Raw genomic sequence first — 18,795 nt, forward strand, 5'->3', positions numbered from 1 at the left:
TGTTGGATCATTTCCGGAAACAAAAATTCCGTTCGTTACAAATCAGGCCCGTACAAAGGGGTTTTCGCGCATTTCATCGCCCAGACGGGTGTCCGGACCATGCCCGGTCACCACCGTCGCCTCTTCGTCAAGGGTGTACAAACGCTGCTTGATCGAACGCACGATGGTGGCCTGGTCGCCGCCCCACAAATCCGTGCGCCCTACCCCACGCTTGAACAACGTGTCACCGGCAATCAGCAGCTTGGCATCGGCAAACCAGAAACTCATCGACCCCGGTGTGTGCCCAGGCGTGTGCAGCGCCACGCCACAACCGCAGGCCAGCTCTTCATCATCGGCCAGCCAGCGATCCGGGGACGGTACCGGGGTGTAAGGGACACCGAACATCTGGCACTGCATTTCCAGGTTGTCCCAGAGAAACTGGTCTTCCTTGTGCAGATGCAGGGTCGCGCCGGTTTTCTCCTTGAGTTGACCGGACGCCAGGAAATGATCGAGGTGGGCGTGGGTGTGAATGATGCTGAGCACTTTCAGCCCCAAGGCATCGAGACGCGCCAGGATCAGCTCATGATTGCCACCCGGATCGACGACAATGGCCTTTTTCGTCACCGGATCGCCGATGATCGTGCAGTTGCACTGCAACGGGCCGACGGGGAAGGTTTCGCGGATGAGGGTGGGATGCTGGGACATCGGGGGCCTGCTCGATAAACGGGGACGGGCGATTTTCGCACAATTGAGTATCCAGCCAAGGGCCGCGATATGTAACGTGAAAAATCCTTAACCCAGCACCCCCAACTCCTTCGCCCGCGCCACGGCCTGCGTACGCCGCTCGACCCCGAGTTTGCTGTTGATGTGGCTGGCGTGGGTCTTGACCGTGTGCAGGGAAATAAACAGCTGATCGCTGATTTCCTGGTTCGAACAGCCTTGGGCGATCAATCGCAGAACCGCCAGTTCCCGCGTGCTGAGTTGCTCCGCAGCCGCGCCGGATTCCGCTCCAGGGCGGGCAGTCAATGCCGGCAGCCTTTCACTGAGGCTCAGGGAAACAGGGGTTGGTGAACACTGTTGAAGCTGCCCACGTAGCCAGTCCGGCTGCTCGGCCAGCAGGCCCTCGAAGGGTTGCAGCACGCCTCCGCCAGCGGCGTCCAGCGCCTGGACCAGTGCCTTGCGTGCTTCCGGCTCCCGTCCGCTGCCCAGCAACAACGCCACTTTCTGGGTCAGCGCCATGGCACTGAGCATCTGCCGACCGCTTTGCTGGCCATGTTCGAGCAGCGCATTCAATCGCCCTTCAGCCAGCATCGGCTGGCCCTGGATGACTTCCAGCAAGGCTTGTTGCAATTCGATATGCAAGGGCAATTGCGGATGGAACTCCGGTGGTGCCGCCCCGTTCTCGCCGTTATAGGTCTGCCCCAGGCGCGCCAGCCAGGCTTCGGCCAGATCGGTACGCCCCTGGGCCAGCCAGAGCTCGCATTTGACCAGGGTGATCATGGCCAGGTAGTAGATCGGTGGCACGTCCCAGATGTGCATGAGCCGCTCGGCTTCGGCCAGTTCGGCAAAGGCTTTGGCGAACTCGCCGCTGCTGCCTTCCAGCCTGGCAATCACGCAGTGGCCGATTAGCACGCTGATGTCACGGCAGGCGCGCGCCTCGCTCAGACCGGCCTGCAATCGCACCCGCGCCAATTGCGGCTGCATGCGCAGGGCCAGCAAAAAGCCTTCGTACAAGGTCAGCCGGGCGCGAACCGCATACAGCCGTTGTGCAGACAAGCTCTGCAGGCGTTGCATGCCCTGACGGACCTCTTCCAGTGCCCGACAGATTTCTCCGCGCGCTTGCAGCACCCGTGCGCGGTCGTAGTGCGCCAGCGCTTCGAACAACGGGTTGCCGACACGTTGCGCCAGTTCCAGCGATTCGCGGTTCAGCCCCCGCGCCCGCCACAAATCACCGTCGGCAATGGCCAGGTTGGACAGGGTCGAGAGGCACATCAGACGCTGGCCGTAACGCTTGGCCGGAAGACTTTCCAATGCCTCGCGGCAGTACTGCAGCGTCAGCTCGCGGTTGCCTCGTCCACGGGCAATGATGCCACTCAACGCCAGCCATTGAGCCAGCATGGACTTCTGGGCGGTGGCCGACGGAGCAGGCAGGAAGCGGCTCAGATGGCTGGCCAGCTCTTCGGCAGCATCCAGCTGGCAAGCCAGGCCCAGCGCCCAGCTATACAGCACAATCAGTCGCGGCGTGCTGATCAGCAAGCTGTCAGGCAAGTCCATTTTCCAGCGCAGCAACATGCCGACATTCTGCTCGGCAAGCAGCTGCTCTTCGGAGAGGTTCTGCACCAGGTTCGCTGCGACGTCCAGGTGACCGGCACGCAACGCTTGCTCCACCGCCTCATCGAGCAGTCCCTGGGCATTGAACCAGCGGCAGGCGCGCAGGTGCAGGCTCGCGGCCGGCACCATCGACTGGGACGTCGGCCGCGTGCGCAACAGATCGGAAAACAGATGGTGATAGCGATACCAGTGACCATGCTCGTCCAGCGGTACCAGGAACACTTGATGGGCAAGCAGGAAGCGCAAGATCTCCCCGCTGTCATGGGCGTCGCGAACGGCATCGCACAGTTCGCTGCAGAAACGCTCCTGGGGTGCCGTGTCATAGAGGAACGACTGGACCTCGGCGGGCAGGCAATCGATGACTTCTTCGAGCAGATAATCGCGGATCAGCCCTTCCCCGCCATGCAACGATTGCGGCAGCGCGCCATCGGTGCCCGCCTCCGAAGCCGCCAGCAGCCAGAAGCGTAACCCTGCAACCCAGCCTTCACTGCGCTGGATCAGGTTTTCCAGTGCCTCACCGCGCAAGGAGCTGCTGTGCCGGTCGAGCAGGCTCAAGGCCTCGTCGTGGGTCAGGCGCAGATCCTGTTCATGTAATTCGAGCAATTGCCGCGACAGCCGCAGCCGCGCCAGGTGCCAGTCGGGACGTTGGCGACTGGTGACCATCACCAGCAAACCATCGGGAAGATGGTTGAGGAAAAACTGCAGGCAACGGTCCAGCACCGGCCCCTGAGCCAGGTGGTAATCATCCAGCACCAGCAGCAAGGGCTTCGCCGTGGACAGGTGTACGGCCAGTTCGTCGAGCAAGCCGTCGAGCCACTCTTCGAATGCGAACGGCTGATGGCGCTGGCGCATTTTCAACAACCCGAGGGATTGCCTGCCCAGTTGCGGGAAATAGTCCTGAAGGCCTTCCAGCAGCCGCTCGAGAAAGCGTCCCGGGTCACTGTCTCGCGGGCTCAACCCCAGCCAGAGACTTTGCCAGTGTGCCGGCAACCCCTGACAGAACTCCACCGCCAGCGAACTCTTGCCGAACCCTGCCGGGGCACTGACCAGCAATAACCTGCCTGCCAGTCCGGCACTCAGACGCTCGCACAATCGTGGACGCAGCACATGGCCGTCGGGCAACGGCGGACGGAAAAACCGCCCGTCGAGTGTCGCGACGGCAACCTGTGCAGAACCTGAGGGTGTGGACAAATCAGTCATAGCCGGCTCTTGTTTGAATTGCGGATGGCGGCGTTGCAGATGTCCGCAGACTAGCCGTAAACGGATAGGGAATGAAGGTAATTGCTACAAATGGCTACAAAAAGTCTACAAGCAAAAAAAAACGCCCCGAACCAGTCGGGGCGTTTCAGAGGGTGCGGCCTCTACTCAGTTCACCTTAGCGAACACCGTCCTGACGCAGGGCGGCCGGGGTGAAGTCGCTGGTGGTGGCAGTGAAGCCGAAGTCATAAGCCGACTTCTCTTCGTTCTTCATGCCCAGCGCCAGGTAACGACCCGACTGCAGGTCATACAGGGCTTCGAGGGCGTACCACGGCACTTGCTTGTCGTAGTAGTTCTCGGCATGCGCCTCGGCGACGCGCCACAATTGACCGCGACCGTCGTAATGGTCGATGACCGCTGCTTGCCAGGTGTCCTCGTCAATGTAGAAGTCACGCTTGGCGTAGATGTGGCGCTGACCTTCCTTCAGGGTGGCAACTACATGCCACACGCGACGCAACTCGTAACGCGCCAGGTCCTGGTTGATGTGACCGGCCTTGATGATGTCGGCGTACTTGAGTTTCGGATCGTCGAGCTTGTAGGCATCGGAGCCGATGTACATCTCTTTCTTGCCTTCGAGCTTCCAGTCGTAACGATCCGGTGCACCGTTGAACATGTCCAGGTTGTCGGAAGTACGCAGGCCGTCAGCCGCGGTACCCGGGCCGTCATAGGACACTTGCGGTGCACGGCGCACACGACGCTGGCCCGCGTTGTAGACCCACGCCGAGCGCGGCTCCTTGACCTGGTCGAGGGTTTCGTGAACCAGCAGTACACCACCGGCCAGACGCGCCGGCGCAGTCACTTTCTGCTTGAAGTAGAACAGAATGTTGCCCGGGTTTTTCGGGTCGTAATCCTTCATCTTGTCGCGGAACACGAACTGGTCCTGGAAGTACACCAGGCTGAACGAGCCGTTCGGCTGTGGCGTGGCCTGGGTTACCAAGCGGGTCACGCTACCACCGCGATAACGGGTGATATGGTTCCAGATGACTTCAACGCCGCTTTTCGGAATAGGGAACGGTATGGCAGTTTCGAAATTTTCCAGACCGTTGCCGCCGGACACCAGGTTGGTGTTGGTGGCGTTGCGCTTGATGGCGGCGAATACTTCATCCGGCACGGTAGCACCGCGATGGGATGGATAGACCGGCATCTTGAAGCTTTCCGGGTAGCGCTTGAACATCGCGTACTGGCCCGGTGCGAGCTTGTCCTTGTACTGGTCGACGTTCTGCGCCGTGATGGTGAACAGCGGTTTTTCGCTGGCGAACGGATTGGACAGGAAACCTTTGCTGTCGACCGTACCGGCGTTCTTCGCCATCGGCTTCCAGGCCGGGATCGAACCGTCGGCGTTACCCGCCATTTCGGCGCCCATCGGGGTCAGGCTCTTGCCCAGCTTGTCGGCCTCGGCCTGGGGAACTGCTGCGATGACGCTGGTTGCCAGCAGCGAAAGCCCCAGAACACCGGCGTGGAACAGACTCTTTGTTATTTTCATATTTGCGTTCGTCCTGAAAATACTGTGCTTAGAAGTTCACGCCGACGCTGAGCGCAACGAAGTCGCGGTCATCCACGGTGGTGTACTTGCCGTCGAAGAAGTTGGTGTAGGCCAGGCTCGCGGTGTAGGTGTTCTGGTACTCGGCGTCGACACCGAGGCTGACCGCCTTGCGGCCTTCCTCGAAGTTGCCGCCAGGGCCAGGGGAGTAACCTTCCACGTCATGGGACCAGGCAACGTTCGGCTTGAGGTTCACACCGGCAAACACGTCGTTGTATTCCCAGATGGCACGACCGCGGTAGCCCCACGAAGTTGCGGTGGTGAACCCTTCGTCGTTGCAGTTGCGGCTGCGATTGTTGGTCGGCGTACCCGGGCCGGCACCATTGATGGTGCTGGTGTTGAGCGCCACGCAAGTATCGAGCGCGCCAGAGGCTGGCAACTCACCCGGGCCGTAGACCGGATCGCGGCCATAACGAACATCGGAAGTGCTTTCCAGGCCGCCGACGTGGGTCACGCCCACTTCGCCCACCAGGGTCAGGCGGCTGGCGCCCATGACCTGGTCGAAGAAGTGCGTCAGGGTGGTCTGGAACTGGGTGATTTCCTTGCGACGATACCCGTGCAGGTCCTGACCCGGCACGCCGGTAAGCAGCGATGCATTGGTCAACGGGTTGTTCGGGTTGTTGTTGCCTATAGGACGGACACCGGAGAACAGGATGTCGGTGGAGTTGAGCTGCACCGGAGCGTTCGGACGGTAGCTGATCTCGCCGCTCCACGCCGTACCGGTAGGCAGGGTGGTGGAGAAGCTCAGGCCGTAGAGGCGGATGTCTTCCGGATATTCGATGAAGTACTGCGAATTACCCGCCACCAGCAACGGCGCCAGCGCGGCGAACGGGGTACCCTGGAGGGATGCTGCAGTGTTGTAGACCGACTGCGGCGCACCGGTTGCGCTGAAGATCGGCGCACGGCTGTGGTAGTTCATGAAGTAGGCACCGAACTCGGTGTCCAGCGGTTCGAACATGTACTTGAGGGACGCGCCCCACTGACCGCCGTCGCGAGCATCACGATCGGGGCCACGACGCACCAGAACACCCTCATTGTTGACGTCCACGCCGTTGGCGGCCAAAGGCCCCAGGGCAATGGCCGGAATCTGCGAACGCTTGGCCAGTACACGCAGGTTGTCGTTGCAGCCGTCGGCAACGATGTCCGGCTGGGAGAAGAACGTGCCGCAGTTGTCGACGACGGTCTGATCCCATTCAATTTGATAGAACGCTTCGGCCGAGAGGTTTTCGGTCAGGCTCTGGGACACATAGAACATGTTGACCGGGATCAGGCCTTCCTTGATCTCGGCACCCGGACGACGGAACGCGGACACGTCGATCGGGTTGATCGAGTTGATGCCGCCACCGATGAAGGTACTTTCACCCCAGCTCACCACCTGCTTGCCCAGACGTACGGAGCCTGGTTGATCAGCAACGGAGTAGTTGTGGTAGACGAAGGCGTCGAGGATCTGGCCGCCAGCGGACTTGGCGCCTTCCTTGCGGCCCGCGTCGCTGATGTCCTTGAACGGACGGCTTTCGTCCTTCAGTTCAAAGTCGTACCAGTATTTGCCACGGACGAAAACACCGGTATCGCCGTATTTCAGTTCAAGGTCATGGATGCCCTTGAAGATCTTCGAGAAGGTTTCCCCGCTCTTGAAGTTCAGGTGACCGTCATCAGAAGTCTGGGACAGCCCCTTGCCGCCGTTGTTGACACCGATGAGGTTCTTGTTGGCACTTTCGGTAGACCAACTGGCACCGACCGACAGGGATGAGTCGAACTGCCCCTCGATTTCACCGACGTTGAAACTGACGCCGAATGCTGGCCCGGCGAGCGTAGAGGCAAGACTGACAGCCAGGGGCAGCTTCGCCCGGCGCCAGAACTGGTTTACTGATGTCATCGACGCTACTCCATGTGCATTTTATTTTTATGGCATTGAGCACTTCTAAAAACGTTGTGGATAACCGGGAGCCATGGCATCCCAAAGTCATTCCAAAGTTGCATCGCCCCGGTTCGTGCGGTTGCCCCGTTCTTAAAAATCCTTGAGCGGACTATAGCCAGCAGGCAGTAGTGCTTGATCCCTCTAAAGTGTGATTTGCAGTTGCCAGCCACTCTGGAACAGTCCTTTCGCCAGTCCGACACCCGTCGGCACGGCAAGGATGGCTGAATATTTCGATTTGACAAGCCAAGCGCTTGCTTGGTGGGGCCGGCGTGCCCTTTCGGGCACGCCGGGAGGTGCTTAAAGTGTCGAAAGAAAGGTGCTGTTGGTGGCCTGCCATTCGCTGATGTCGACACGAATGCGCTTCTTGTCGAGTTTGCCGACGCTGGTCTTGGGAATTTCAGTAACAAGGGCGATCTGGCTCGGAATCGCCCACTTGCTCAGGTGCCCCAACTCCACAAAAGGCTTGAGGTGCTCCTTGAGTTCCCTCGCCCCGATGACGTGACCTTCACGGACTACGAGCAGGGCAAACGGCCGCTCTCCCCACTGCGGATCAGGGATCCCCACCACTGCTACTTCACGTACCGCCACATGACGACTGATCAGGTCTTCCAGGTCCAGAGAGGAGATCCACTCGCCACCGGTCTTGATCACGTCCTTGATGCGGTCACGAATATCGATCACACCCATGCTGTCCAGGGTCGCCACATCGCCGGTGTGCAGCCAGCCTCCGGCCCAGAGCTCGGCGCCCTTCTGCGGCTCGTTGAAATAACCCTCGGTCAGCCAGGGTGCGCGCAGCACCAGTTCGCCCTGGGTCTCGCCGTCAGCGGGCAGGAAGTTGCCCTCGGTGTCGACGATCGCCGCCTCCACCAGCGGCCCAGGCACGCCGGCCTTGATCCGGTAGGTGGTGCGCTCGTCTTCGGTGCCGGCCATCAACTCATCGTTCAAGTGCGCGCACGATACCAGTGGCCCGGTTTCCGACATGCCGTAGGCGGCGGTCAACTGAATGCCCCTGGCCTTGGCCGCCTCGTACAGAGTGCGGTTCAGGGCGCTGCCGCCGATGACGATTTTCCAGCCGCCGAAGTCGACGTTCTGCGCGGCCTTGGCATTGAGGACCATCTGCAGGATGGTCGGCACGCAATGGGAGAACGTGACCTTCTCCTTGCGCCACAACTCCACCAGGTACTCCGGGTCATAGCGGCCGGGGTACACCTGCTTGAGTCCGAGCATGGTCGCCACATACGGCAAGCCCCAGGCGTGCACGTGGAACATCGGGGTGATCGGCATGTAAACGTCGCTGGTACCCAGCAGGCGCACGCTGTCGATCGCGCCCATGATGGTCGACACGCCCATGGTGTGCAGCACCAGTTGCCGATGGGTGAAGTACACGCCCTTGGGATTGCCGGTGGTGCCGGTGGTATAGAACGTGGTCGCGACCGAGTTTTCGTCGAAATCCTGGAAATCGTACTGCGGGCTCGCAGCGGCCAGCAGTTGTTCGTATTCGCCGACGAGGTTCGGCAGGTCCGCGGTTTTTTCCGGCAGGTCCGTCAGCAACAGGGTTTTGTCGACCGTGGTCAGATGCCCTTCGATGGCCTTGTAGAGGCCGACGAACTCGCTGTTGACCAGCACAAAGCGGTCCTCGGCGTGATTCATGGTGTAGAGGATCTGTTCCGGCGACAGGCGCACGTTGATGGTGTGGATAACAGCGCCGATCATCGGGATGGCGAACATGCACTCCAGGTAACGATGGCTGTCCCAGTCCATCACACCCACGGCATCCCCGGGCTTGACCCCGGCCGCTGTCAGCACGTTGGCCAGGCGGGCCACCCGTTCGATCAGGGTCGGGTAGCTGTAGCGTAACTTGTCGCGGTAGATGATCTCGCGGGTTTTCTCATAACGGGCACCGGACATCAGCAGCCGCTTGATCAGCAGCGGGTATTGGTAAGCGCCTTCGGCCGGGGGGATAACGCGAGTCTGCAACATAAGAATCCCTTTTTCTGACTGCACGGACGTGACTGAAAGTACGCACTGTAGTGCCCCTGATCGTCAGCCAAATCAGCCAAAGGAATGATTTGTAGAGCCTTGCAAATACTGGCATTACGCCAGCACTTGCCGTTTATTACGCACTGTAGGAGCTGCCGCAGGCTGCGATCTTTTGATCTCGTTCTTCATGTCAAAGATCAAAAAATCGCAGCCTGCGGCAGCTCCTACACGGATTCACGATTGATCAATGCATCTCGGTAAAAGCGAGCTTCACGCCAATCGCAATCAGCACCGCGCCCATGGTCCGGTCGAACCAGTGCCCCATGCGCGCAAAACCGGCGCGTACGCGCTGCTGGCTGAACAACATCGCCACCAGGCAGAACCAGGTCGCTGTCGCGGCTGCCAGGTAAACCCCGTAACCGGCCTGCACGGCCAGTGGTGTGTGCGGGTTGATCACCACGGTGAACAGCGAGAGGAAGAACAGCGTGGCTTTCGGGTTGAGACCGTTGGTGACGAAACCCGAGGTAAAGGCACCACGGGCCGTGCGCTCCCCCGCTTCCTTGTGCAGATCGTCCGCCACAGGCTTGGCCGGTTGCGCGCGCAGTGCCTTGTAACCGATGTACAGCAGGTAAGCGGCAGCGGCCCATTTCAAGGCGTTGAACAGCACGATCGACTGGGACACGATCAGGCCGATACCCAAGAGCGAGTAACCCACGTGCAGGAAAATCGCCGTGCCCACACCCAGTGCGGTCCAGGTACCCGCGCGGCGACCGTGGGTAACACTTTCACGTACCACCACGGCAAAGTCCGGGCCGGGGCTGGCCACGGCCAACAGGTGAATCAGGGCAACGGTCAAGAACTCTGTCCAGTACATGTGGGGCTCCTTCAGGCCAAGCGTAACTATTTATTTCATCTGGTAGGCTCGGCAGATTACGCCTTCCGTTCAATGCACAAAAGGTACAGTTGATGCCGAATACTCGCCGCGCCGTTTTCCTCGACCACCCGTCCCTGGACCTCGGCGACCTTGACCTCAACCCGCTGCGCAGTTGTTTCAGCGAATTGCAGCTATTCACCCAGACCTTGCCCGATCAAGTCATCGAACACCTCAAGGGCGCCACGGTAGCCATCAGTAACAAGATCCTGATCGACGCCGCCGCCATGGCCGCCAGCCCTGACCTCAAGCTGATCCTGATCACCGCCACCGGCACCAACAACGTCGACCTCGCCGCCGCCCGCGCCCACGGGATCACCGTGTGCAACTGCCAGGGTTACGGCACGCCGTCGGTGGCGCAGCACACGATCATGCTGCTGCTCAACCTGGCCACGCGCCTGGCCGATTATCAAAAAGCCGTCGGCGCAGGCCGCTGGCAACAGGCCAAACAGTTCTGCTTGCTGGACTACCCGATTGTCGAACTCGAAGGCAAAACCCTTGGCCTGCTGGGTCACGGCGAATTGGGCGGCGCAGTCGCACGGCTCGCTGAAGCCTTCGGCATGCGCGTGCTGTTGGGGCAGATTCCCGGACGCCCTGCCCGGCCGGACCGCCTGCCACTGGATAAACTGCTACCGCAAGTCGATGCCCTGACCCTGCACTGCCCGCTCAACGAACACACTCGCCACTTCATCGGCGCCCGCGAACTGGCCTCGATGAAACCCGAAGCGTTCCTGATCAACACCGCCCGCGGCGGCCTGATCGACGAACAGGCGCTGGCCGACGCCTTGCGCAACGGTCATCTGGGCGGCGCCGCCACTGACGTGCTGAGCGTCGAACCGCCCGTCAACGGCAATCCACTGCTGGCCCACGATATCCCGCGCCTGATCGTCACCCCGCACAACGCCTGGGGCAGCCGTGAAGCGCGCCAGCGGATCGTCGGCCAAGTGACCGAAAACGCACTGGGATACTTCAGCGGTAAGGCGCTGCGGGTCGTCAGTTGATAAACTGCGGCACTTTTTTTCACGGGAGCAGTTATGGATCCGCGCAGTGAAGTACTGCTTCGCCAGGCCGAGTTATTCCAGGGGGCGGTGTTGTTGGCCGGTTTGCCCGCCGACGACCTGCTGGGCCGCCTGCCCGATGCCCATGGCTGGTGCTGGCACGCCGGCGATCAGGCCGCGCTGGACGCCCGCTTCGACGGGCGCAGCCACTTTGGCGTGAACGCACCGGAGCGCGGGTTCGATAGCGCCGTGGTCTTTCTGCCCAAGGCCAAGGACCTGACCGACTACATCCTCAACGCCCTCGCCTCGCGGCTGGCCGGCCGCGATCTGTATCTGGTCGGCGAGAAAAAAAGCGGCATCGAAGGTGCCGCCAAACAACTCAACCCTTTCGGCAAGCCACGCAAACTCGACAGCGCGCGCCACTGCCAGCTGTGGCAGGTCACCGTGGCCAACGCGCCTGAAGCCAAGCCGCTGGAAAGCCTGGCGCAGACCTACGAGCTGCCGCTGGCCGAAGGCCCGCTGAAGGTCATCAGCCTGCCGGGGGTATTCAGCCATGGTCGCCTCGATCGCGGCAGCGCGCTACTGCTGGAGCATCTGGACAAACTGCCCAGCGGTCATTTGCTTGATTTCGGTTGCGGCGCAGGTGTCCTGGGCGCTGCGGTGAAACGTCGTTACCCGCACAACCAGGTCACGATGCTGGATGTAGATGCCTTTGCCGCTGCCAGCAGTCGCCTGACCCTGGCGGCCAATGGTCTGGAAGCCGAGGTGATTACCGGTGACGGAATCGATGCCGCGCCTATGGGTTTGAGTGCGATCCTGAGCAATCCGCCGTTCCATGTCGGCGTGCACACCGACTATTTCGCAACGGAGAACTTGCTGCGAAAAGCGGCCAAACATCTGAAAAACGGCGGCGAACTACGCTTGGTAGCGAACAGCTTCCTGAAGTATCAACCATTGATCGAAGAGCACCTTGGCGTATGTGCGATCAAGGCCGAAGGACAGGGTTTCAGAATCTACCGGGCAAAGCGCGGCTGAAACTTTTTTTGAACAAGAAGGCTTGCCGAATGGGTTTTGCAAAGGCAGAATCCGCCCCGTCCTAGGGGAGTAGTCTCCCACGAGCGCCATGCTCGTCCGGCATGCGTCAACATACTTGGTCCTCAGACCATGGCGCATGCGACCCAAGCATCCACATCAGATGGATCGCAGGGTTTGACAAGACCTATGACACGCACACCTTACCCGGGGCGGGAAGGCTGTACGTGTCATAGCCGTGTCGACCCGCCCCTTAGGAAAACCCCTGATGCTGGATTCACTACTCGTACCCACCGCAATCGTTGCCTTGGCCGAAATCGGCGACAAGACGCAACTGCTCGCGCTCATTCTCGCCGCCCGCTTCCGCAAGCCCTGGCCGATCATCGCCGGCATCGTTGCCGCGACCCTGGCCAACCACGCGGCCGCCGGTGCAGTCGGTGCCTGGGTCGGCAGTTTCTTCTCGGATACGATGCTGCACTGGATCCTCGCCGCGAGCTTCGCCGCGACCGCCCTGTGGACCCTGGTGCCGGACAAGATGGATGACGACGAGGCCAGCACCGCCCGCAAGTTCGGGCCGTTCCTGACCACACTGATCGCGTTCTTCCTGGCGGAAATCGGCGACAAGACTCAGATCGCGACCGTGATGCTGGCTGCGCAATATCCGGAGTTGTGGCTGGTGATCATCGGCACCACCGCCGGCATGCTGATTGCCAACGTACCGGTGGTTCTGGCGGGTAACTTTGCCGCAGACAAGCTGCCATTGACCCTGATCCGTCGACTGGCGGCGTCGGCGTTCTTCATCCTGGCGATTGTCGCGGTGTACAAGGCGATGCAGAGCAGCGGGTGGGTTTGACCCAATGGGTCGTTAGACCGCGTTATCGTTCTTCGCGAGCGAGCCCGCTCCCACATGGATTGCGCTGAACCTGTGGGAGCGGGCTTGCTCCGGGCGGCGTTCCGACGAAGAGGCCAGCAGCCTCACCGCATGACTATCAGGACTTCTTGGCCTGCTCGTAAAGTGGCATAACCTTGGGAATCGCCGCCTGCAACGCCGCAGTCCGGCTACTGGAAGACGGGTGCGTGCTGAGGAACTCCGGCGGAGCACCTTCGCTGGCCTTGCTCATCTTGTTCCACAGGGTGATCGCGGCGTTCGGGTTGTAGCCAGCGCGGGCGGCCAACTCCAGGCCGATCAGGTCCGCCTCGTTTTCATTGCCACGGCTGTTGGGCAAGGTCATGCCGTAATTGGCTACAGCATCCGCCAGGGCCAGGCTGTCCTGGCCCAACCCGAGCAACGCACCGGCGCCCTGCTTGGCCATTTCGATACCGTATGCCTTGGACATCGCCTCACGACTGTGCTCGCGCAAGGCGTGGGCGATTTCATGACCCATGACCGCGGCAAGTTCATCGTCAGTGAGTTGAAGACTGTCGATCAGCCCGGTGTAGACAAAGATCTTGCCGCCAGGACCACAGTTGGCATTGAGCTCGTCGCTCTTGATCAGGTTCACTTCCCATTTCCACTGGGCCGCATCCGGACGAAAGTTCGGGACCTGGGCAATCAGCCGGTCGGCAATCGCCCGAACACGCTTGGCATCGCTGCTGGTCTTGTCCAGCACGCCCTTGCTGCTCGCCTCACTCACAGTCTTTGTATAGGACTGGGCGTACATCTGGTCGACCTCTTGCGAGGACAACATGCTGAACATGTACTGCTTGCGCTCAACGCCCACAGCGCCACCACTGGTGGTGTTGACCGACTGGCAGCCGGCGAGCAGCAGGCCTGCGCTCAGCGCATATATAGCCAATGTCTTGTTCATCGAAAACTCCCTGAAAACATGCCAGGTATCCTAGGCGTGGAATGGTATCGACGCCAGATACAATAGACATAAGACGCGCAATTCAGGCAAAGCTCTCATCAATGCAGAAAAAAATTCACACTTCGGGGCAAGCCGCAGCCCGTCACGCCGCGCATTGATTCATTTGCGACATCCGCCAGGCAAAAACAGCCATTTCAACAGCTCGCGCTCATGCCCGCCCGACACCCTGCCGATACACCCAGGCAGACGTCCTTTCGCGTGCGGAGCCTCCATGAAATTCAAGTCGATCCAGTTTTCCGTGGCGGCCCTTGCCGGCGCCATTGTCCTTAGTGTCGTGGCAGCGCTGGTGGTGTACGCGCTGTTTTCCGGCGCCCGGACGCAGGACATGATCCAGGAACGGACCCAGGCCCAGTTCGAGCAAGTCATCGAACAACGCCTGACGTCCCTGGCGCAGACCCAGGTCAGCCAGATCCAGCGTGAACTCGAAGCACCGCTGCTGATTGCCGGCGGCCTGGTGCGGGTCAACACCCTGATCGGCACACCCGGTGCCGATGGCCAGCCTTCGTTGAGCCTCAGCCGTGAGCAACTGATCGGCCTGATCAAGGAAAACGTGGTCAAGAACCCGAAAATCCTCGGCACCTACATCGGTTGGGAAAAAGACGCACTGGACCACAACGATGCGGCCTACGTCGGCACCCAGGTGGTCGGCATCGACGCCAGCAACGGGCGCTTCCTGCCCTGGTGGTTCCGCAACGACGACGGCACCCTGGGCCTGGACAAACTGGTGGATGTCGACGATCAGAAAACCCTGTCCACCGGCGTGCGTGCCAGCGAGTACTACCTGTGCTCAAAGGAAACCGGAAAATCCTGCGTGATTGATCCTGCGCCTTATAAGGTGGGCGACAAAATCGTCATGCTCGCCTCCTTCATTGAACCAATCATGCTCAACGGTGCCTTCCAAGGCATCGTCGGCGCTGACCTGTCGGTGAACTTCATTCAGGAAATGCTCCTGGGCGCCAACCAGAAACTCTACAGCGGCGCCGGGGAAATGGCCCTGATCGGCGGCAATGGCCGCATCGTTGCCTACACCAAGGATCCGAGCAAATTCGGCGAAAAAGTCAGCGATATCCTCGACAGCAAGCAGATTGCCAACATGGCCAGTCTCAAGCGCGGCGAAGTCACCTACACCGTCGACAAGGCCCAGGGCCGGATCGAGTTGTACCTGCCGTTCGGCATCGGCCAGACCGATGCGCGCTGGACCCTGATGCTGCAATTGCCACTGAACGCGGTCATGGCCGACCTGCTAAAACTCCAGGCTGACCTGGATGCGCAACGTAAATCCGACACCTTCGGCATGGCGATGGTCGGCCTGGTCATTGCCGGTATCGGTTTGCTGGTGATCTGGCTGGTGGGCCACGGCATCGCTCGTCCGCTCAAGCAGATGGTGGCCATGCTCGACGATATCGCCCAGGGCGAAGGCGACCTGACCCGGCGCCTGACCAGCGACCGCGCCGATGAACTGGGTTCGATCGCCAAAGGCTTCAACACCTTCCTGGCCAAGTTGCAGGCGATGATCACCCAGGTGGTGACGTCGGTGCAGAGCGTCAGCGATTCGTCGGAACACACCGCCGACATCGCCATCCGCACCAACACCGGCGTACACAAGCAAATGGCCGAGATCGATCAGGTGGCCACCGCCGTGCAGGAAATGACCGCCACTGCCCAGGACGTGGCGCGCAACGCGACCCAGGCCGCACAGGCCGCCAGCCATGCCGATCAAGCTGCCAGCCAAGGCATGCAGATCGTGCGCGACACCTCGAACTCGATTGGCGCACTCGCCGTGGAGATCGGCCGTGCCGTCGGCGTGGTGCAGACCCTGGCCAAGGACAGCGAAAACATCAACGCCATCCTCACTGCCATTCGCGGGATCGCCGAGCAGACCAACCTGCTGGCCCTGAACGCAGCCATCGAAGCGGCCCGCGCCGGTGAACAGGGCCGAGGCTTTGCCGTGGTGGCCGACGAGGTGCGCAACCTGGCGCAGAAGACACAAAAGGCCACCGAAGAAATCCAGGCCATGATCCAGCAACTGCAACAAGGCACGCGGGATGTGGTGCGAGTCATGGAGGACAGCCAGAACCGCACGGACGAAAGCGTACTGCACGCATCGAAGGCCGCCGAAGCACTGGAGACCATTACTCAGGCGGTGTCGGTGATCAACGACATGAACACCCAGATAGCCAGCGCGGCAGAGGAGCAAAGTGCGGTGGCGGACGATATCAACCGCAACGTGATCAACATCGGCCAGGTTGCCAATGAAGTGGCCGGCGGTGCGGATGAGTCGAGTGCGGCCAGTGCGGATTTGACCAAGCTGGCCGAGCAACAGCGGCGGTTGATCAATCAGTTCAGGGTTTGACCTTCAGGCCCTCTTCGCGAGCAAGCCCGCTCCCACAGGGGATTTGTGTACGCCACAGATCCAGTGTGGGAGCGGGCTTGCTCGCGAAAGGGCCAGCACTGCCACCAAAAAAACTCAACCCGGCGTCAGACACTCCGGCCCATTGAGCTTCGGATCATTCACCATGTTGGCCAGCACCCGTTCGCGCAACGCGGCAGGCTCACTGGCCAGCAAGGCTTGCAAAGCATGCAACGGCGTCTCGGGATCCAGCCACGCGGCCTGCCCCGCCTCATCAAGAATCAACGGCCGCCGCTGGCTCGCCGCTGGCTGGGTAATCACGGCGGTACTCAGCCACACCTGCTCCTGTACCGGATACGCCTCCCAGATCGCCGCAAAAAACAATGACGAGCCCTCCCCCGGTGTCAGCCAGTACGGGCGCTTGCGCGTCGTGCCGCGCCATTCGTAGAAACCATTGGCCGGCAACAGGCAGCGGCGCTCGCGCAAGGCCTGGCGAAACATCGGCTGCTCGGCAACGGTTTCGGCGCGGGCGTGGGCCGGGGTGCGGGACAGATCGGTCAGCCAGGGTGGCGTCAGCCCCCAGCGGGCGCGGGCAAGCGTGCGCTGACCGTCAGGCTCGGCACGCAGCATCAATACCGAATCATTCGGGGAAATGTTCCACTGCGCCTTCTGGTCGGCGGGAAAACCGGGCAGCGCCGCGAAGGCAGGGTTCCAGCGAAACAGGGCATAACGTCCACACATGGGGCAACACGGCTCTTGATCAAACGAACGCCAGCCTAACAGACCAGCGTGCCGGGAAAACTGTCCGGTTCATCGCCGGACAGCGGCAGCGCTGCATTGTACGCGGTGATCAGCTCGCGGGCGTATTCGGCCTGATCGTTCTCGACCGACAGCCCGAGCAGGCCATAGATCGGCAACTCCCCGGAGCCGCCGAGCAAATCACGGCCCACCAGATGCGCCTCGATACCCTCGCTGGCGAGCATGCCTTGCAGCAACTCGCCTTCCATCAGGTTTTCCGGATCGTAGATGCGCTGCATACACGCTCCTCATTCATTCTCACTGAACACTTCGAGATGCCATTCCTCTTCATGAACCTGCAACACGAAGGTTATCGGCCGACAGCACACCTGACAGTCCTCGATGTAGGTCTGATCGCCACCGGACAAATCCAGAGTAGTCTCTACCTCCTCACCACAATACGGACATTCATACTGCGCAGTTTCCAGCATCGCGGTCTCCCAGGTGACTTGTGCGTATAATCGCCGGTCTATTTGCAGGGCTATTGTTGTCTGGCAACTTTTTCAGACCTTGCCCCGCCGGTTTTCGAACAAAACCTTTACTTACCCTAGCCGTTTCTAACAAGAGAGCATGATGGGCGAATTCGATGCCATCCGACCTTACGACGACAGCGAAGTCCCAGCGGTGCTGGACCGACTGCTCGGCGACAAGGCGTTTCTAGATATCCTCACCCACTTCCGCTTCCCGCGTTTTGCCGGCGCTTTAGGCTGGGCGCTCAAACCTCTTATAGCCCATCGGCTGCGCCGTGAGTTTGCCGGCGTGACCTGTGTGGCCACGTTACAGGACAAAGTCGAGGTTTACGTCGACCACACCATCGAGCGCGCCACCGACGGTGTCACTTATACCGGGGTGGAGCAATTCAAGTCCGGCAGTGCCTACCTGTTTATCGCCAACCACCGCGATATCGTGATGGACCCGGCCTTCGTCAACTACGCCGTGTACCACGCCGGCCTGCCGACCCCGCGCATTGCCATCGGCGACAACCTGCTGCAAAAGCCTTTCGTCAGCGACCTGATGCGCCTGAACAAGAGCTTCATCGTGCACCGCTCGATCAGCGGTCGCCGGGAGAAAATGGCGGCCTATCAATTGCTGTCGGCGTATATCAACCATTCGATCCGCAACGATTGCGCCTCGATCTGGATCGCCCAGGCCGAGGGCCGCGCCAAGGACGGTGACGACCGCACCGAATCGGCGATCCTCAAGATGTTCCACATGAGCCGCAAGGACGAGCCATTCGGCGAAGTCATTCAGTCGCTGAACCTGACCCCTGTGTCGATCAGCTACGAATACGACCCCTGCGACCAGGCCAAGGCCCGCGAGCTTTACATCCGTGCCACCACTGGCAGCTACACCAAGGTGCCGGGCGAGGATGACGTGAGCATCGCCAAGGGCATCACCGGCTACAAGGGCCGGGTGCATGTGAACTTTGCCGCGCCGATCACCGAACTGTTCGAAGACACCAAGCAATTGGCGGTCGAGATGGACAAGCAAATCCTCAGCGGCTATCGCTTGTTCCCGGTGCACTACCTGGCTTACGCGCAGTGGAAAGACGCTGATCCGCAGTTGCAGGTGCCAAAGGCCGCCGAGGTGTTCCCGGCCGAAGAACTGGCCAAGGCCCAGGAAGAATGGCAACGCCGCCTGGACGCCTGCCCGCAAGAGCATCGTCCATACCTGGTGCTGCAATATGCAACGCCGGTGCGTAATCAGTACCGGGTGAAGGCAGGGTTGCCGCTGTAAGCGGGTTCGGCTCGATACGATTTATCAAGATCAAAAGATCGCAGCCTTCGGCAGCTCCTACACGGGATTGATGTGC

At 60.8% G+C, this 18,795-nt stretch carries 15 protein-coding genes, 1 pseudogene and 1 riboswitch; of the genes and pseudogenes, 6 read left to right on the top strand and 10 right to left on the bottom strand.

Annotated elements, in window-relative coordinates:
- Positions 1–42 precede the first annotated feature (42 nt).
- The 6 genes from KSS91_RS24170 to KSS91_RS24195 all read right to left on the bottom strand — a co-directional run bounded on the left by KSS91_RS24170 (position 43) and on the right by KSS91_RS24195 (position 9,879).
- A complete protein-coding gene (locus KSS91_RS24170; protein ID WP_217836332.1) occupies positions 43–684 on the bottom strand; it encodes an MBL fold metallo-hydrolase in 642 nt (213 codons plus the stop codon).
- A gap of 87 nt (positions 685–771) precedes the next feature.
- Complete coding sequence (locus KSS91_RS24175; RefSeq protein WP_217836333.1) at positions 772–3,510, bottom strand: winged helix-turn-helix domain-containing protein; 2,739 nt, start codon at positions 3,508–3,510, stop codon at positions 772–774.
- 175 nt (positions 3,511–3,685) lie between these two features.
- The gene (locus KSS91_RS24180; RefSeq protein ID WP_015096792.1) at positions 3,686–5,050 is read right to left on the bottom strand and encodes a DUF1329 domain-containing protein; all 1,365 of its coding nucleotides are present in this window, start codon (positions 5,048–5,050) and stop codon (positions 3,686–3,688) included.
- A 28-nt stretch (positions 5,051–5,078) separates the two neighbouring features.
- Positions 5,079–6,983, bottom strand: coding sequence for a DUF1302 domain-containing protein (locus tag KSS91_RS24185; protein ID WP_217836334.1), 1,905 nt, complete (start codon positions 6,981–6,983; stop codon positions 5,079–5,081).
- Between the two features lie 339 nt (positions 6,984–7,322).
- A complete protein-coding gene (locus tag KSS91_RS24190; protein WP_126052836.1) occupies positions 7,323–9,005 on the bottom strand; it encodes a fatty acid--CoA ligase in 1,683 nt (560 codons plus the stop codon).
- A 244-nt stretch (positions 9,006–9,249) separates the two neighbouring features.
- Positions 9,250–9,879, bottom strand: coding sequence for a LysE family translocator (locus KSS91_RS24195; protein WP_007972540.1), 630 nt, complete (start codon positions 9,877–9,879; stop codon positions 9,250–9,252).
- Positions 9,880–9,971: 92 nt separating this feature from the next.
- Here KSS91_RS24195 and KSS91_RS24200 point away from each other — a divergent pair, with 92 nt between their 5' ends.
- From KSS91_RS24200 to KSS91_RS24210, 3 genes are all read left to right on the top strand, one after another.
- Positions 9,972–10,937, top strand: a complete 966-nt coding sequence (locus KSS91_RS24200; protein WP_217836335.1) for a 2-hydroxyacid dehydrogenase — start codon at positions 9,972–9,974, stop codon at positions 10,935–10,937.
- Between the two features lie 33 nt (positions 10,938–10,970).
- Positions 10,971–11,969 carry a methyltransferase gene (locus KSS91_RS24205; RefSeq protein WP_217836336.1) on the top strand — a complete coding sequence of 333 codons (999 nt, stop codon included), beginning with the start codon at positions 10,971–10,973 and terminating at the stop codon, positions 11,967–11,969.
- A 52-nt stretch (positions 11,970–12,021) separates the two neighbouring features.
- Positions 12,022–12,145, top strand: a riboswitch (yybP-ykoY riboswitch).
- Positions 12,146–12,234: 89 nt separating this feature from the next.
- The gene (locus KSS91_RS24210; protein WP_007972537.1) at positions 12,235–12,819 is read left to right on the top strand and encodes a TMEM165/GDT1 family protein; all 585 of its coding nucleotides are present in this window, start codon (positions 12,235–12,237) and stop codon (positions 12,817–12,819) included.
- A gap of 136 nt (positions 12,820–12,955) precedes the next feature.
- On the opposite strand, the gene KSS91_RS24215 is transcribed toward KSS91_RS24210, so the two are convergent.
- Positions 12,956–13,774 (bottom strand): M48 family metallopeptidase, encoded by an 819-nt coding sequence (locus KSS91_RS24215; protein WP_217836337.1) that lies wholly within the window; start codon positions 13,772–13,774, stop codon positions 12,956–12,958.
- Positions 13,775–15,134: 1,360 nt separating this feature from the next.
- Here KSS91_RS24215 and KSS91_RS28890 point away from each other — a divergent pair.
- Together KSS91_RS28890 and KSS91_RS28895 are read left to right on the top strand one after the other, a co-directional pair.
- Positions 15,135–15,332, top strand: a pseudogene (locus KSS91_RS28890) (HAMP domain-containing protein); the annotation flags it as partial.
- Between the two features lie 111 nt (positions 15,333–15,443).
- A complete protein-coding gene (locus tag KSS91_RS28895; protein ID WP_371317821.1) occupies positions 15,444–16,187 on the top strand; it encodes a methyl-accepting chemotaxis protein in 744 nt (247 codons plus the stop codon).
- 114 nt (positions 16,188–16,301) lie between these two features.
- Here KSS91_RS28895 and KSS91_RS24225 read toward each other — a convergent pair whose 3' ends face one another.
- The 3 genes from KSS91_RS24225 to KSS91_RS24235 are packed head-to-tail and all read right to left on the bottom strand — an operon-like array spanning position 16,302 to position 17,413.
- Positions 16,302–16,925, bottom strand: a complete 624-nt coding sequence (locus KSS91_RS24225) for an SOS response-associated peptidase (protein ID WP_217836339.1) — start codon at positions 16,923–16,925, stop codon at positions 16,302–16,304.
- Positions 16,926–16,960: 35 nt separating this feature from the next.
- Positions 16,961–17,221, bottom strand: a complete 261-nt coding sequence (locus tag KSS91_RS24230; protein WP_007979315.1) for a putative signal transducing protein — start codon at positions 17,219–17,221, stop codon at positions 16,961–16,963.
- Positions 17,222–17,230: 9 nt separating this feature from the next.
- Positions 17,231–17,413, bottom strand: coding sequence for a CPXCG motif-containing cysteine-rich protein (locus KSS91_RS24235; RefSeq protein WP_053159662.1), 183 nt, complete (start codon positions 17,411–17,413; stop codon positions 17,231–17,233).
- A 142-nt stretch (positions 17,414–17,555) separates the two neighbouring features.
- Between KSS91_RS24235 and KSS91_RS24240 the strand changes: the two genes are divergently transcribed.
- Positions 17,556–18,719: a 1-acyl-sn-glycerol-3-phosphate acyltransferase gene (locus tag KSS91_RS24240; RefSeq protein WP_205886335.1), complete on the top strand. Its 1,164-nt coding sequence runs from the start codon at positions 17,556–17,558 to the stop codon at positions 18,717–18,719.
- Positions 18,720–18,795: the final 76 nt, after the last annotated feature.

This window comes from Pseudomonas azerbaijanorientalis (assembly GCF_019139795.1).
GTDB classification, from domain to species: Bacteria; Pseudomonadota; Gammaproteobacteria; order Pseudomonadales; family Pseudomonadaceae; genus Aquipseudomonas; species Aquipseudomonas laurylsulfatiphila.